Annotated in this window: 12 protein-coding genes; 8 read left to right on the top strand and 4 right to left on the bottom strand. The window is 42.7% G+C overall.

What is annotated here, in order from left to right; translation table 11 throughout:
* Positions 1-138 precede the first annotated feature (138 nt).
* Positions 139-1,833: a hemolysin D gene (locus L1286_RS01500; RefSeq protein ID WP_235405162.1), complete on the top strand. Its 1,695-nt coding sequence runs from the start codon at positions 139-141 to the stop codon at positions 1,831-1,833.
* Between the two features lie 49 nt (positions 1,834-1,882).
* Here the strand turns inward: L1286_RS01500 and L1286_RS01495 are convergent, their stop codons facing one another.
* A complete protein-coding gene (locus L1286_RS01495) occupies positions 1,883-2,074 on the bottom strand; it encodes a hypothetical protein (RefSeq protein ID WP_235405161.1) in 192 nt (63 codons plus the stop codon).
* A 206-nt stretch (positions 2,075-2,280) separates the two neighbouring features.
* Entirely contained in the window at positions 2,281-4,542 is a 2,262-nt protein-coding gene (locus L1286_RS01490) for a TonB-dependent receptor (protein WP_235405160.1), read from the bottom strand.
* 427 nt (positions 4,543-4,969) lie between these two features.
* Here L1286_RS01490 and L1286_RS01485 point away from each other — a divergent pair, with 427 nt between their 5' ends.
* The 3 genes from L1286_RS01485 to L1286_RS01475 all read left to right on the top strand — a co-directional run bounded on the left by L1286_RS01485 (position 4,970) and on the right by L1286_RS01475 (position 8,864).
* Complete coding sequence (locus tag L1286_RS01485) at positions 4,970-5,977, top strand: LacI family DNA-binding transcriptional regulator (RefSeq protein WP_235405159.1); 1,008 nt, start codon at positions 4,970-4,972, stop codon at positions 5,975-5,977.
* 150 nt (positions 5,978-6,127) lie between these two features.
* Positions 6,128-7,363, top strand: coding sequence for an MFS transporter (locus L1286_RS01480; protein WP_235405158.1), 1,236 nt, complete (start codon positions 6,128-6,130; stop codon positions 7,361-7,363).
* Between the two features lie 13 nt (positions 7,364-7,376).
* On the top strand, positions 7,377-8,864 hold the full coding sequence (locus L1286_RS01475; protein WP_235405157.1) for a trehalase family glycosidase: 1,488 nt from the start codon (positions 7,377-7,379) through the stop codon (positions 8,862-8,864).
* A gap of 118 nt (positions 8,865-8,982) precedes the next feature.
* On the opposite strand, the gene L1286_RS01470 is transcribed toward L1286_RS01475, so the two are convergent.
* The gene (locus L1286_RS01470; protein WP_235405156.1) at positions 8,983-10,332 is read right to left on the bottom strand and encodes a hypothetical protein; all 1,350 of its coding nucleotides are present in this window, start codon (positions 10,330-10,332) and stop codon (positions 8,983-8,985) included.
* Positions 10,333-10,652: 320 nt separating this feature from the next.
* Positions 10,653-10,931: a hypothetical protein gene (locus tag L1286_RS01465; protein WP_235405155.1), complete on the bottom strand. Its 279-nt coding sequence runs from the start codon at positions 10,929-10,931 to the stop codon at positions 10,653-10,655.
* A 249-nt stretch (positions 10,932-11,180) separates the two neighbouring features.
* On the opposite strand from L1286_RS01465, the gene L1286_RS01460 reads away from it, so the two are divergent.
* From L1286_RS01460 to L1286_RS01445, 4 genes are all read left to right on the top strand, one after another.
* A complete protein-coding gene (locus L1286_RS01460) occupies positions 11,181-12,182 on the top strand; it encodes a WD40 repeat domain-containing protein (protein WP_235405154.1) in 1,002 nt (333 codons plus the stop codon).
* A gap of 147 nt (positions 12,183-12,329) precedes the next feature.
* The gene (locus tag L1286_RS01455; RefSeq protein WP_235405153.1) at positions 12,330-13,316 is read left to right on the top strand and encodes a WD40 repeat domain-containing protein; all 987 of its coding nucleotides are present in this window, start codon (positions 12,330-12,332) and stop codon (positions 13,314-13,316) included.
* Between the two features lie 69 nt (positions 13,317-13,385).
* The gene (locus L1286_RS01450) at positions 13,386-14,591 is read left to right on the top strand and encodes a hypothetical protein (RefSeq protein ID WP_235405152.1); all 1,206 of its coding nucleotides are present in this window, start codon (positions 13,386-13,388) and stop codon (positions 14,589-14,591) included.
* 140 nt (positions 14,592-14,731) lie between these two features.
* A complete protein-coding gene (locus tag L1286_RS01445; protein ID WP_235405151.1) occupies positions 14,732-15,622 on the top strand; it encodes a cation diffusion facilitator family transporter in 891 nt (296 codons plus the stop codon).
* Positions 15,623-15,633 lie beyond the last annotated feature (11 nt).

Below are 15,633 nucleotides of genomic sequence, written 5' to 3'. Positions count from 1 at the left end.
AGATTTTATGTGCAACGAATACAGGTTGAAAATAGATTAATATTGTTGCTGTGTAACGTTATTGTAATAAAAAATTCAATTTTTAGAGATTTAATTTAATTTTTATGTAAAGATTGCTCCGTTTTAAAAGGAGTAATTATGAAAATCAAATATCTATGCAGCATTTTAGCTTCTATGACCATTAGCGCTTCGGCAACCGCGTTCACGCAATTAGGCGGTGCAGGTGTTATGCCGATAGGCCATGAATGGTTAACCCGTACATCCGCGCTTGAAGTGATGGGACAAGATACGAAAGTATCTGACAGTCTAGATCCAAGGCTTGGTTGGAGTAATGGCTTGGCTAAGTCAGTTGAGCTGAATGTCGCGCAGGCTGAAGTGACCAAAATTTTGTCTAACAGAAATGAAGATGGAACGTATTGGTCGGAGTATGATGCTATTTATGCTGCCATAGTCGGAGAAAGGTGGGTTGATATTGCAGGCTTCAACGTCACCAATGCGAGTACGGATCCCACGGGTCCCAACTGTTTTAATGCCGTCGCGCAAGAACCAGCCGATCTTCAACAAGATCACTTTATGCGTCGATATGACGATATCGGGGGGATTGGTGGTGTTAACGCAGCAAAAAGAGCGCAGACTCGGTTTATTAATCATTTCATAAACGCTGCAACAGCTGAATCGAAAAAAATCAAAGTTTGGGATGGTGGTGGATACGCGCAAGCGGTAGAAGTTGATCACAACTACTTTCTGTTTGGGCGCGCGGTGCACTTGTTCCAAGACTCTTTCAGCCCTGAACATACAGTAAGGCTACCTGCTGATAATTATGAAAAAATTTGGCAAGTTAAAGCGTACCTTTGTTCTGAAGGCGCTGAGCAACACACCCATGACACCAAAGAAGCACTGAACTATCAAAGTGGTGATGTTATTTGGAAGCCAGAGTCTCGCGGTGAAACAGGGTGGCAAGCCTACAAACCAAGTAACATTAAGCCCGTTGCACTTGTTTCATTAGAGGCCAGTAAAGACCTTTGGGCTGCATTTATTCGTACCATGGCGCTTCCTCAAGAAGAACGTCGTGAAAAAGCGCAAATCGAAGCGCAGCAATTGGTCAATAATTGGCTGTCCTTTGACGAACAAGCAATGTTAGATTGGTACGATGATGAAGCCAAGCGCGACCATACATATGTACTTGCACCGGGTGAGTCAGGTAAAGGAAAAACGCTCATTCAGTGTATGGAGGAGCTAAACGTTGGTACAAATGATCAGTTAGCCCGCGTTGCGCAACTTGAAGAAGAGCGCAGACACTGCTTATACAATATTGAAGCCGAGGAAGGGTACTCTGACGTCAACGATCCGTTGATCAACATGCCTTATAACTGGAAGTGGAAGTCTTTAACATGGAAAACCCCTCCTGCAGATTGGCAACCAAGTCAAGTCAAGGCGGATACCGGTGAAGTTGTGCACGTGACGAGTATGCTAAATGGGCATGCCATTAGCGATAATGGCCACACGGTTAAAAATCAGGAGCTTTTTATCAGTGACCGATCACCACTTGCATTTATCAAAGTTGAGACGAGTGCAAATACCGTATATTTTCGCACAAGAGATAATGCGGAATTATTTTTAAGTTATAAAAGTACTTCAAGCGGTGATGCCAAGCTTTGGACGTCACCTAACCAAGCTGCATTTTTGCTTGAGTCATATGGCTCAGCGGTGAATCTCAAAAACACTTATTGGCAACAGTATGTGTGGGCGAATCCGTCGTCAGGCCAAGTACATTTGACCCGTGCTGGCAAAGCATATAATACGAATGCGCAGTGGCAAATAAAGTCACTTTAAATTCGAGTTTTTCTAAAGTGCCTTTAATTAGGCACTCTAGGTTTACTGGTCAATAATATAAATACGAATCACAATGGCATTGTGGATCGTCTTTTAGCTCGTCGATATGTAGGTCCACTTTACTTTGATTCTTTTCATCCCAGACTGTTACCATACTATGTTGTCGGTCTACTGAGAGCACCTCTACAGGGTGTTCATGGTATTCGAGCCACTCGCCTTTGCGGATCTCTTCAATATTCATAGTGAAACTCCCAAGTTTTCGACATGTTTTGAGCATATTATGTGTTATGAGCTAGATGTCGAGATACGTTAATTTCGTGCAGAGGTATTAAAAGTAAAGTGTAGATGTCTAGAAGAAAAAAGCCCAGTATAAAGGTGATCCTACTGGGCTTTGGTCGTTAGTTTTTAGTGGCACGAAGCGCTAACCGCGTGCAAAATTTCGATCTGTTAGAAGCTGTAAGCAACACTGAACTTCACACTACGAGGCAAGATGTATCGGCCATTTGCAGCGGCAGGGTTACGCGGATCACCTTCTGTTAGACCTTGCTCATCTGTGAGGTTATCTATTGCTAGCTGAAGCTGAACTTGTTCCATTGGCTCAAGGGTTAGGCCAATGTCGATTTTTTCATAGCCATCCAGTACAGCACTTGGCGTATTTTGGATGTCGCTATAACGGGAGTCTACGGCTGAAATTGTGCCGTAAACAGTGGCAAACATATCCCCCAATTCAAACTCATAGCTTGGTGTGATACGTAATTGCCAATCAGGAATACGCTGGGACTTATTGCCAGTCAGTGTACTATCTGGGCTTTCTGCAATTTCGCTATTTTGTAAAGTACCGTTTAGGTTAACGCTAAATCCTGAATCATGATTGTAGTTAAAGTCTAACTCTATACCGTGTGCTTCTGTCGTGAAGCGTTTAGCTGGCAGATCTGGACGTGTAGAGAATGACTCTCCTTTGACCTCATTTGCAAAGAAAGTAGCAAAGAAGTCCATGTTTTCACCCATGTACTTGTAGCCAATCTCACTTTGAGACACTTCTTTAATTAACTGATCGCCACTGGTATAGCTGTTATAGTTGTCTCTGAAATCGTCAAAATAAGGCATTTTGAAGCCTTTGTTAAAGCGTACAAAGACACCGCTGATATCATTGAGCTTGTAATCTGCGCCGACAGTCCAAGATGTTTTTCGTGCACTGTAATCAACAGATTTGGTGATTTTTCCATCTAGACCCTCATCGACAGAGTAGTCAACTTCATGACGTTCGCTACGAAGTCCTAAATCTAACGTGAGCGCGTCCGTTGCTTTGTAACTTTGCGTTGTATAAAAAGCCACTGTCGTCGCATCACCAGTACTGTTAATGTCGTAGTTAAAACCGCAGCCTTCGGTTGAGTCATTACATGCAATGCCGGTAAGCATTTCGCCACCTTGTGCGAGCACATGGTAAGCCGAATTACCTAAACTCCACCAATCTTTAGCTGAGGTTGTCGCTGTATACATACCATAAGCACTGCTGATTTTTCCAAAGTCTTTACTAAAGGCGAGATCATTGGTAAATGCTTCAATATCCTTAAGTACAACCCACCGGCCGTAATCTTGCACACGCGTGTTTGAGTCGTAAACCGTGCCAGTGACAGCGCCGATTGCAGTTTCGCCGTTGTACGCTACATCTGACAGGTTAACGACATTGCCACCTGGTACTAAACCGTATGTATTTGCATCGCCTTGCGTTAGGCTGAATCTATCAATAAAGTGCCAGTCGTTGCCCAATTCAAACGAGATGCTCCCGCCTGAAACATGGCCTTTCCAACCTCGGCCTTCACCTAAATCGATGTCTGCCTTGCCGTTGCCAGCGTAAATTGTCGCTTGTCGGTTGAGTGATCCCAGTTGTGTGAATTCGGCGTCAACACCTTGCTCGTTCAAAGGCGTTGGCAAGTACCAAGCACCGGTGTCGTCAGTCTGGCGGGTGTAAACGTTAATTTCACCATTTTCCAGCTCTTTTGTAAGCTTAATTGTAAATTGATGACCTTTTTCAGAGGTAAAGCCGGCATCTCGGATCCCCGAAGAGCGTTTAATGTAGCCACCAACCATATAATATAGGTCGTCGCTAAGTTCACCACTAAGCACACCATCAACGCGTTGTAACCCATAGTCCGAAGTGGTGTATTTAAAGGTCCCTTCGGTATCTTCTTGGCCACGCTTTAGGCGAAAGTTTGTTGTTAAACCCGGTTGTCCATTGGAAAGAACCGGGTTGGGGCCGCCACGTAAGCCTTCCATCATCGAGATGGTTTCATCAAGACGGAAAATGGATGAATTTTCTAAAAATGAAAGTGTAGGAGCAGGGTATACAGGTGAACCATCTAGACTAACAGTCAAAAAAGGAGCATCGCCGCTAGAGGTAAACCCTCGCACATTGATATTCGCACCGGATTCGCCACCCGAACTTTCGACCCAAACTCCTGGGATAGCTTTGAATAAGTCAGCTGTACTTTTAGGTGCAAGGCGCTCTATGAGTGACTCGTCCACATTGGTAACAGCGTAAGCTGCATCAACTTTACGGATCCCCATACCGCCTGGCGTACCAGAGATGATGATAGTTTCTACTTTTTCGTCAGTTTTTTTATTTTGTTCAGCGCTTACCGCATTTGAAAATGCGAGGGCGGATAAAACCGCTGCAGTCAGTGCTGAATACTTCTTGCCTAAGTTCACAGGAGCTGCTCCCTTGGTTGTTTCATTTGTTGTCATAAGAGCTGACTGTCCGTCAGCATTGCTTTTCGCCACGATACAAAGGAGCTAAAAATACGCGCGCTTTGTATAATTTTGTTTGGTTTGCACTGGGCGTTATTCTAAAATAGAACTTAATGCAAACGTTTGCAATAGTGTGAAGTGATATTTTTTTACCTAGCATTTACCTTATTTCGTCAGGGTCTCTAGGTTTTTTACCTATGATTAAGAACTTAGGTATATTAAAAACAAAGAGTTAAGAAACTGATAGACGAGACCGAAATATAGTAAGAAAATAACCCGCGCTCATTGAACTATTAGAAGTGCAGTTATTCGGATCAGTAAACTGTTAGTCTCTAAAAAACAGTCGCTTATTTTAAAGCCAATTTTTTCACGATGTAATGGATGTGACATGCCGCAAAAGAAATTAAAGTTAGCCGATTTAGCAAAGTTAGCAGGGGTGTCTACTTCTACTGCATCAAGGGCGCTTAACGATAACCCGCTTATTAAGCAAGAAACGCGAGAACGCATTCAGCAGTTGGCTAAAACCCATAACTTTAGCTTGAATGCCGCCGCTAGTAGGTTGAGACTGCAAAAGACCAAAGTAATCGCTGTGTTGATTAACCTTGACGCTGAAACAGAGCAATCAATTGATGATCCATTCTTGCTAAAAGTGGTGAGTGATATAAACCTTGCCGTTAATCGTCAAGGTTACGAACTATTGTTGTCAAACTCATTTATGGCGGGTGAAGATTGGCATGGATACTTTATCGACGGGAGAAGAGCTGATGGTGTGATTGTGGTTGGTCAGGGCAAACAGCAAGCACACATAGAGCGGGCTTCTGAAGCAGGTATGCCTTTAGTCGTTTGGGGTGACCCGAAAACGGAGGCTGACTATGTGATTGTCGGGAGCGACAATTTCTTGGGCGGTAAAGTGGCCACTCAACATCTTCTCGACAAAGGGTGTAAAAAGCCTTTGTTTTTAGGTGAACCTGAGCATGCTGAACTGGGTGAGCGCTACAAAGGTTTTAGGACTGCCATAGAACTCGCGGGTTTGGCTGAGCAAGCTCAGCTCTTAAAAATAGATATAACCAGCCAAGCGGCTTACGACAGCATAAATAGAAAACTACGTAGCGATGGGCTTGATTTTGATGGTATTTTCGCTTGTAGTGACATGGTCGCACTGGGCGCCATGAAAGCACTCAAAGAACGTTATGTTAGTATCCCAAATGACGTGCTTATTGTCGGGTTTGATAACATCGCCATGGCTGATGTGAGTTTTCCTTCCTTGACAACCGTTAAGCAGGACACTAAAAAGGCAGGAGAACTACTGGTTGAAAAGCTGCTGGCACAACTGGCTGGGGAAGCTGTGTCGTCGAGTCAGCTGGCTATTTCTTTGGTTGAGCGTCAATCAAGCTAATTACCCAAAGCGAGTTTACGCTTAACGATAGATTGCGTTCTCCAGCACATGTTTAAACGAAAATAACATAAAATTAATATTGCAAACGTTTGCATTGTGATTTTATGAGCGCTAGACTGAGATAATCTTAGCGTATTTATGAGTCATGTAATGCAGAACATGCGAATCATTATGGCCATGGCGGTCTGTTACTTCTTATTTGCAATATTACTCAATAGTGTTGGCACAGTAATTTTGCAAGCCATTAACACTTTTGGTGTAACCAAAGCGCAAGCAGCAAGCTTAGAGGGCTTTAAGGATATCCCTATTGCTATTGTGTCTTTTCTCGTCGCGTCGCTTATCCCTCGGATCGGCTACAAGGTCGCACTACTGGCCGCGCTATCATTGGTTATCGTGATGTGTTTAGTCACGCCTATCGCAGGGAGTTTTTGGGCACTGAAAGCATTGTTTGCAGCTGTTGGGTGTGCATTCGCGATTGTAAAAGTGTCTGTCTACGCGTTAATTGGCCAGGTAACTGACTCTGCAAAGTCGCACTCCAGCTTGTTGAACACCATTGAGGGCGTTTTCATGGTGGGTGTGCTGAGTGGCTACTGGGTGTTTGCTGCATTTTTAAGTGATGATGTTGCTTCTAACAATTGGCTGAATGTTTATTATCTTTTAGCAGGCCTTTCATTGCTCACATTCTTACTGGTTTTCAGCGCTCAGATTGAAAAACCAAAACTCAATGCTGAGCACAGTCCAAAAAATGACTTTATAGATATGCTGCGCTTGACATATCAGCCGCTTGTGTTGGTTTTTGTCATTAGTGCGTTTTTATATGTGTTGATAGAGCAGGGAGTAGGGACGTGGTTACCTACGTTTAACAATCAAGTACTTAATTTGCCTGTTGATGTGAGTGTACAGCTCAGCAGTATCTTTGCCGCGAGTCTCGCCTTAGGGCGTCTATTGGCCGGGCAGATCCTTAAAAAAGTTGATTGGTATATCTTTTTAAATGTGTGTATTGCTGGTATGGCCACGCTGGTGCTGCTGACCCTGCCAATGACTAAAAACTTACCTTTAGCACCCGTTACGAGTGTATTCGATGCACCAATTGCCGCATATCTAATGCCTTTAATTGGGTTGCTGATGGCACCGATTTATCCGGTTATTAATTCAATTATGTTAAGTAGCTTAGAAAAGCACAGACATGCAGCTATGACAGGCTTGATTGTGGTCTTTTCAGCGCTTGGCGGGACAACGGGATCGCTTATTACAGGTTTTGTTTTTGAATATATGAGCGGCCAACATGCATTTTACATGTCTTTAATTCCTATGGGTATCATTACCTTAACCCTATTTTTATTTAAAAAGCGTGCTCAACAAGTAGCGTGCTCGTCAGCGGTATAGTCGAGGAAATAGTATGAAGTTTGAGCACAGCCAGCTTTTCAAAGAGGTGCAACTAAGCGGAATCTTTGCAGATAGTAAAACATTTGCAGATGCCATACCATTGCATAGTTGGCAAGAAGTGTGTGAGCTGTACGACCTTGAACAGCCACAAGACCTGGAAGCTTTTGTTCAATCACATTTCAAGTTTAGGCCTCAACCTGAACTTGAGGCTTTACCAGATCTAAACAGTGTCCCAGAGTATATTGACCTTTTGTGGCAGCGGTTGCTTAGAGAGCCAGAGCAACAGGACTCGAGTTCTTTACTTGCTTTGCCAGAGCGGTATATCGTACCTGGAGGGCGCTTCAACGAGATATACTATTGGGATAGTTATTTCACCGCATTAGGGTTGATGGATTGTGGTCGTGACGATCTTGTCCAGAATATGCTGTCTAACTTCTGTTTTCTCATAGAAGAGTTAGGGCATGTACCAAATGGTAACAGGAGCTACTACGGGACGCGATCACAGCCTCCAGTGACCGCTTTGATGGTTGATTTGTTATGGGAGTCAAACAAGTCGGATCACATATGGCTAAACGCAGTGACCAAAGCACTTGTCCGTGAATACGAATTTTGGATGTCTGGCAAAGATTCACTTTCAAGTGAGCTGGAATCGCATCGTCGCGTTGTAAAAATGCCATGTGGCGGCGTACTGAATCGTTACTGGGATGATGAGGCGGTTGCAAGACCGGAGTCTTACAAAGAGGACACCTCGGACGCGGCAGAGTTAGCCGAAGAGCAAAAGTTTAGCTTTTATCGACACATCCGAGCAGCTTGCGAGTCAGGGTGGGATTTCAGTAGCCGCTGGCTTGAAAATGCTGATGATTTAAATTCAATCATGACTACTGCGATTGTGCCTGTCGATCTCAACTGCCTAATGTACTTTATGGAGCGTCAGTTAGCTCATTGCTACGACGCGCTCGGCATCTCGACATTAAGAGACTCTTTCCAGAAAAAAGCGAAATATAGGGCCGAATTAATTGAACAATATATGTGGCAACCTAACTCTAGTTGGTACTTCGATTACAATTTTGAACAGCAGTGTCTGACAACTGTTGACTCGATGGCAGGGTTTACCCCCATGTTTTTTGAACTGGTTGATATCAGCAATGCCAGAGACATGACTGCACGTTTAATGTCTGAGTTTTTGAAACCGGGTGGATTGGTGACAACATTATGTAGTACTGCGCAGCAGTGGGATAGTCCAAATGGTTGGGCACCTCTGCAATGGTTTGGCGTAAAAGGGCTGCTAAATTATGGCTATGACGTTGAAGCGAATAAAGTGGCGCAAAAGTGGGTAAATACGGTAGAGGATACATTTTCGCATACAGGGTGTTTGCTCGAAAAGTACAATGTTGTTGATCCAAGTAAAATAGCAAAGGGTGGTGAGTACATGGTACAGCAAGGGTTTGGGTGGACAAATGGCGTCGTCAGTCGCTTTTATAAACTTTTGCAACAAGCTTAATTCTATTTTTAAAACTAAATCGTTGAAGCAAAAAAGTAAGTACCAGAAATGAAAAAAGTGCCTTAAAAAAGGCACTTTGGCTCACAATCAAGAGACATACACGTGATACTCGGGAGTATTAGTGTGCGTGCTCGCCTCCTTTTTCAATACCTAACCAAACAGCTCTGTCTGGTGTGAAATCTAGTTCAATCTCTACTTTCAATTCTGCGCTTTCTAAGTCATAACCTAAAACGTGTTTTGCGGTTGAATCGATGACAAATACCATATTTTCAGCTTGCGAGAACGTCATTCTGAAAGAGGCGCCTTCAGGTAAAGCGTCTAATTCATGCTCGTGCACTTTTACTGTATGAGAAACTTCCCAATGATGTTCGCCATTTTCTGTGTGTTGTTCAAAAATGCTAAGTACGCCAGCAGTGTCTAAAACCGCAGCATGTGAACCATCGTAGTTGAAATCGCCACCAGCAATGCTGTGTCCTTCAGTGATTGTCCATTCTACTTTTTCAATCTCGTTATGTTCAGGATCGATAACGACTATGTCTGTGCCTGCAATACCAATAAACTGGTGACTGTCTTCATGGCCTCTTAATGTGCCAATACGTTGACCTTCAGCAAAGCTCTCAGGGTTAGCAATCTTAGACGCTGTGAATTCGCCGTTTTCTTCAGTAATAACAACAACACCGTCCCCACAGGCAAAACTTACGTGTTCATGGTTTTGTGCACTACCGTGCAAAACAGGGCATTCCGCGTCGAATACTTTTTCTTGATCGAAGTGATCATCGTGTTTGTGGAACAGCGCGATTTTGTTTGGTAAGACTGGGTGTGTATCTGCTTCACGAATAGTGCTCAGTGTAAAATCACCACGTGCTTGAGCCGCACCATGCATATTTGTGTCGTACTCAATCTCAGCAAATGCTGATGCGTCACCTGAAAGGTAAGCTTCAGAGAAAACAGCAACCTGTGCGTTGGTTTGGCCTGCTTCGCCATCAAAGAATATGGCTGTATTGCTCTCACCGCTTGTTACATGCGCAGGTTTTACATTGTCAAATGACACACTGCTCAGCTTTGGTGTTTCTTCGTATGGGTGCATATGATCACCATGATCTTCTTCCCAGATTCCACCATCGACAAATTCAACACGGCTGTTGTCATATTGAACTAGGACCGCATAGCGACTGCTTGCTGTTGTATAAACATACTTAGGATAATGAGATGATGTTAGCTCTTCGGCAACTTCCTTATGCTCGATGTCTAAAATATGAATCGAATTCGAGTCCGGCGAAGTAACTAATAGGCGGCCAGCGGCATTTTCTGAACCGTGATCGTGGTCATGGTTATGATCATTACCTTCATCTTTTTTAACTTCTTCAACGACTGGATCATGTTCAACAATCGTTGTTTTTGTGTCTCCACAAGCTGTTAGTAGTGCCGTTGCAACTGCAACAGAGAGTAATTTATACGTATGTTTCATATTTACTTTCAATTATAAGAGTTATGGTTAGCAGGTTTTGTTCGTTTCCTTACAATGGGTCTGCTTTTGGTATGTTATAAAGTAACAATTTGAAATTATGTTATACTATAACGTTGCTGGCTGGCAAGAGGGAATTGAAAAATTTTGAAGAAGTTTGTTTTTAATACAGAAACATAAAAGAGAAGTGTAAAGCGCAATGTGTGGGCTTATTTAAACAGCCTAGTTTAGGTTTTTTTTGAGTAGGGACCGCCCATCCAATATAAGCTAAAAACTTAAGCGAAAAAGTTATCTGCTTTTGAGTACTAACTAGCCGCTAGCATTCAGTCCGTCATAAATAAAACTCTAATGCCAATAGCAGCGATGACGACAAGCAACAAAATCAGTTCAATTCTATGCACGATTGCCTTGGCTTTTTTGTCTTCTTTGTTCTTTTTTAGTGGCATATCATTGTCCTCATTCGGGTGGCGTCGCTCATATGCTGCATTGGCTTTTTTGGCAAATGCAGTTCGTTTTTCGGCACTTAACGTCTCATTTATTGAGCTTTGATAATCTAAGGGCTTTCCTCTGGAAGGTTGCCTTGCTCTTGGGGCTGCACACATATCACCCTCCTTACTACTGAATGGCTTTTAAATACTGTGCCTAAATTAGTAATTTATTGATTTTTGAATAAAATAAATTGCTAACAGTATTACTTGAAGTATAGTACTTTTAGCGGGGGTTGTCTTGAAGGTTTTGAGGGAATTACGTTGTGCTTTTGGGTATTTACGATGTTGAATGACATGAGTGAACTAAATTCATTTATTTTGATCTAAACGATATCAGGTCAAGTGTTTGAGAAGTGAAAAATAATGAAAATCGCAGGCGCAATGTATAGAGGGTTGGTGGTGATATTGATTGTTTGCACTTTGGGGTGCTCAGACTCAAAAAAAGATCCACAAAACCCTATTAACTTGTTATCCGAAGCCCCGATCGATTTAGGCATCATTTCTCAAGATGCTAAGTTAGCTGCTTTCCTAAATGACGGTACGGTCACGGTATCCAACATTGCAACGACTAAAATAGTTCATCAGTTTGAAGTAGATCCATTAAAAGCAAGCGACCTATCTCTTTCTCAAGACAATAGCCTACTTGCGGTAAGCTTTGACAATAAACTGCGCGTTTGGGACCTAATGCGTAATGAGCTTAAAGGTGAGTTCTCTGTGGTTGGCCAATCTGAGTTTGCCCAGATATCGCGAGTTGCAGTATACGCAAATCCAATGTTGGTACTCGTCGGTATGACGGATGGCACTTTAAATCTTATCGATTTTGATAATAAGCTGACCAAGCAAGCAAAATTACACGACGCAAAAGTAAGTCATTTAGACATGGGTGAGCACAGACAGCTCATCATGACCGCGGGGCATGATGGGCAAATCAAGCTATCTCACTTTGCTTCACTAACGCCAAAGTTCAGTTTTTCGTTAGAAAAGCGAGTAACAAGTGCGGCAAGTGGGTCTCAAAATGATATTTTGTTTGTTTCAGATGCTCTCAACGAGCAGTATTTGCTTAAACCATTCTCAGAGGCAGGTGCGCCGATAAAACTAACCTATCGCGAACGGTTCCGCTGGTTTAGAGCTGCGGCACTCAGTCCCAATGGACAATATTTAGCAACCGGATCCAGTAAATACTGGTGGACACTGTGGGATGCAAAAAATGGCCAACAAATTGGCGCTTTTAAAATTGAATCTGCCACTTCAACTGCCATGATTTTGGATATGCACTTTAATAAGGACAATGTTCTGACAACGTTAAGTAGCGACGGTATTGTTGAATTATGGGATATCAACACCTTAGCGAGAATTGCTAACTAGTGGCTTAAACCTTGCTGTAAAAGCCCACCTGTCGTGCGATCTTCATCGAGAGCACGAGCAAATTGTGAGATTACACTGTACAATCGTATAAAAGACTATACTATCACCAGTCGGTTAATCTTGCCGTATTTTAGAGTGACTGGAGCCATGTCATATAGACTGTTTATATTTATCGCCGCTTTATTACTAATTGGATGTGATGAAGAAGTTACATTGAGCAAAGGCGCCTTGGATCAGTTGGGGAATAGTGGTGTGCTTATTGGGCACTTTTCCGCAGATGGCAGCAAAATGGTTACGGTCGATGGCACTAATACTTTGCATGTTTGGGAAACCAATAGTCGTGTCAAAGAATTCACTGTGCCCAAAGATAAAATGCCAGATCGCGTCAGAGAAGTTGTGCTGTCGCAAGATAATACGATGTTAATCGTTGTTGGAGACAATGAACTACAATTTTGGTCATTACCAAAGCGTAAGTTTGTTACCAGGGTTAGCTTCAATGGTGTATCTGGTTATGCACATATTACGTCGGTTGCGCTAGCGCCCACAATGGACAAAATTGTGGTGGCGATGTCTGATGGCACAGTAAACATGGCCAATCTACATACACAAGTTAATAACCAATTTGCGCCCCACACTCGACCCGTTATGCATACTCTATGGGACGACAAGGGTGAGATGGTGATGACCGCTGCGCAAGATGGCAAACTGGCACTTTGGCAGTTTGGCTCTCCAGACCCTGTGTTTACAAAAGAATTTAATCATCGCGTAACCAGTCTTGCGGTGAGGCGAGACTTTTCAGAATTTTTTGTATCGGACGCATTAGACAACCAAGTGATTGCAACTTTGTTAGACGGAGTAGACAAAAGCGAACTCAAGTACATGGCAAGATTTAAAGTGTTTCGCAAAGCATTATTTATCGAGCAAAGTGCTTATTTGGCAACATCTTCTTCAAAGTCACACTTGACAATCTGGGACACTAAGAGTGGCAATGAAATAGGGACGTGGCAAATTGACACGCTCAATGCGGGAGCAACGATCGTGGATATGTATGCACCAAGCAGAGAAAAGTTAGTGACACTCAGTAGTGATGGGCTCTTGGAAGAGTGGGCATTAAATATGCTCGCAACCAAGTAGGCAATTAAACACACCGCTAGGGCGATTGCTTTCTCGGCGTGCCACTAATTTACAATTAGGTTAGAGAAAATGAACAGATGGATTTTGTTTTTGATGCTATTTTCAAGCAGTGTCATTGCTAGTACGCAGCAACTTAGCCAGCGTCAGTGTGCCCGCTACACTGATGAGTTAGAATTTTTACGTCAAAATAGTGCTTTGCAAGTGGGCGAGGATGCGCGCTTATTGAGGCTAATTGAGCGATTAGATACATATTGCAAAACACCTAAGCAAAGGGTTCAAGAAGCGGCTGCATTAAACCAGCCATCACATCGTATATTTGGCAGCGATACATTTAAAAATCAAGCAACACGTGAAAGATGGTTGGCTTACTTTAAAAAGCCTAAAATTTGTCACCATGGGGACCAGAGTTTTACCAGTGCCGTAAAATGTGCAGAGCAAGTCGCGGCGCAAAGGCAAGCCTTTGAATTGCAATTTCGTACAGAGCAAGCGCAACAAAATCAGACCCCACTAAACCAATCTACTCCAGTAGCAAATGAGGCAATCAACCAAGTCCCATTGAATGATTCGCACAGGCGTAAAATCCGTACCAATACCGATATAGGTTATGCAGACAATTTGCCAAAAACGCATTCCGATGAATATGTTGATAAGGGTCACTTTGACCGATTTGCAATGTGGTTGAGTATTATTTTGACGGGGTATGTGATTATTGAGCTAGTGAAGTATGCCTTTACAGGTCGCACAACTAAACAAAGAAGGCAAAGACGCAGTTTTATTAGTACTCATAAGTTGTTGACCAGTAAACTCGACAACAAAAAGTACATCGTGCTATATCGTAGTATGAGCCCACTGCTTGATGAGCTAGATATCGATGGTATTGTTTTATCGCCTTTTGGTATTTTCGTCTTGATTTATTGCCCTCAGAGCGGTGTGATTGAAGCTGATATTCAAGGAGAAATGTGGAATGTGATCCAAGCAGGGTCGTCCAATTTCTTTTTAAACCCAGCCAATGCTGCAAAAGTGAGAGTTGCGAATTTAAACAAATGTATGGGGGTCGAAAGTGGGGTTAGATGTATGATAGTTTTTGATGACGAATCAGAGTTTTACCCCGGAAAGCCTTTTAATTGCTTCCAATCTAAAGAGGTGGCTTTGGAGGTGATGCGTTATACTCAGTATATGTTCAGTTATGAGCAGCTAAGATACTTCGAACAAAGATTATTCTCTGCTGAAAGCGCACTTCACTCAGACACTGAATTAGTGAGTCATTCTTCGTGACTTTGTGCTGCGGTAAATTACTTATTTATTTGCTAAATATTATGATTTTTGATGCGTCTGATAGAAAATAGGGTTACAATTGCTGTCCTTTATCATTAGCACCCTCTAATTACTAGTTACAAAGGTTTCTCAAGTTTCGAATGACCGATCTTACAACTCATGAGGCTTCTCGCAAGCGCTTGTTAATTGCGCTCGCCTTAACATGCACATTCATGCTGATTCAGGTAGTTGCGGCTCACTATGCCAATTCACTTGCTGTATTAGCCGATGCCGGACATTTGTTTGTGCACAATAGTTCTTTACTGATTGCCCTGATTGCTTCTAGCGTGGCTGTTAAGTTGGCAAAAAATTTCAACGATGGGTACAAAAAAGCAGAATACACGGGTGGTTTACTCAATGGTATTTTGTACCTCTCAATCGCAATTATTATCTTACTTGAAGCGACTCATCGAATAGAATTACATTCTAGAGGGCATGTTCATGAGGTAAACACCTTTGTGATGGCAACCGTTGCGGGTGTTGGCTTTTTATTTCATGGTTTAGCCGCGTGGGTTTTGTACAAAGGTCGTAAAGATAGCATTAATGTATATGCTGTTTTCTTACATTCGTTCTTTGATTTACTCTCAACGATTTCAACCTTCGTTGCAGGTATTTTAATACATTTGACGGGCTGGAATATCATTGACGTACTGTCGAGTGTGTTGATTTCTTGTTTTGTCTTGTTCACCGGTCTCAAGGTGATTAGAACCTGTATTATCGGGTTACTCGATAAAGGCACGTCTTTACCAGCCGTAGAAAAAGTTGAGCAAGCAATTGTTGATACAGAGCATGTTGAAAGTGTACACAATGTGACCGTTTCTAATAGCGAGAGCACTTTGATGGTTGGTGCACATATCGTATTGAAGCATCATTGTACGATTGAGATGCATGATGACGCATGCCGTTTTCAGGTTGAAGCACGATTGAAGCTGCTTTTTTCAGTAGAAAAATGTGTTCTGCAAATAGAAAGTCACAATTGTCCCCACCATTAAACTTGGCAAAT

Source organism: Pseudoalteromonas sp. SMS1, assembly GCF_021530565.1.
Taxonomy (GTDB): Bacteria; Pseudomonadota; Gammaproteobacteria; order Enterobacterales; family Alteromonadaceae; genus Pseudoalteromonas.
The sequence above is the reverse complement of the archived record's forward strand: the minus strand, read 5'-3'. Positions and strand labels throughout refer to the sequence as shown.

Bases quoted from the DNA above. Each gene is read 5' to 3' on its own strand.
- L1286_RS01500 (WP_235405162.1), top strand. From the start codon at position 139: ATGAAAATCAAATATCTATGCAGCATTTTAGCTTCTATGACCATTAGC.
- L1286_RS01495 (WP_235405161.1), bottom strand. From the start codon at position 2,074: ATGAATATTGAAGAGATCCGCAAAGGCGAGTGGCTCGAATACCATGAA.
- L1286_RS01485 (WP_235405159.1), top strand. From the start codon at position 4,970: ATGCCGCAAAAGAAATTAAAGTTAGCCGATTTAGCAAAGTTAGCAGGG.
- L1286_RS01480 (WP_235405158.1), top strand. From the start codon at position 6,128: ATGCAGAACATGCGAATCATTATGGCCATGGCGGTCTGTTACTTCTTA.
- L1286_RS01475 (WP_235405157.1), top strand. From the start codon at position 7,377: ATGAAGTTTGAGCACAGCCAGCTTTTCAAAGAGGTGCAACTAAGCGGA.
- L1286_RS01470 (WP_235405156.1), bottom strand. From the start codon at position 10,332: ATGAAACATACGTATAAATTACTCTCTGTTGCAGTTGCAACGGCACTA.
- L1286_RS01465 (WP_235405155.1), bottom strand. From the start codon at position 10,931: ATGTGTGCAGCCCCAAGAGCAAGGCAACCTTCCAGAGGAAAGCCCTTA.
- L1286_RS01460 (WP_235405154.1), top strand. From the start codon at position 11,181: ATGAAAATCGCAGGCGCAATGTATAGAGGGTTGGTGGTGATATTGATT.
- L1286_RS01455 (WP_235405153.1), top strand. From the start codon at position 12,330: ATGTCATATAGACTGTTTATATTTATCGCCGCTTTATTACTAATTGGA.
- L1286_RS01450 (WP_235405152.1), top strand. From the start codon at position 13,386: ATGAACAGATGGATTTTGTTTTTGATGCTATTTTCAAGCAGTGTCATT.
- L1286_RS01445 (WP_235405151.1), top strand. From the start codon at position 14,732: ATGACCGATCTTACAACTCATGAGGCTTCTCGCAAGCGCTTGTTAATT.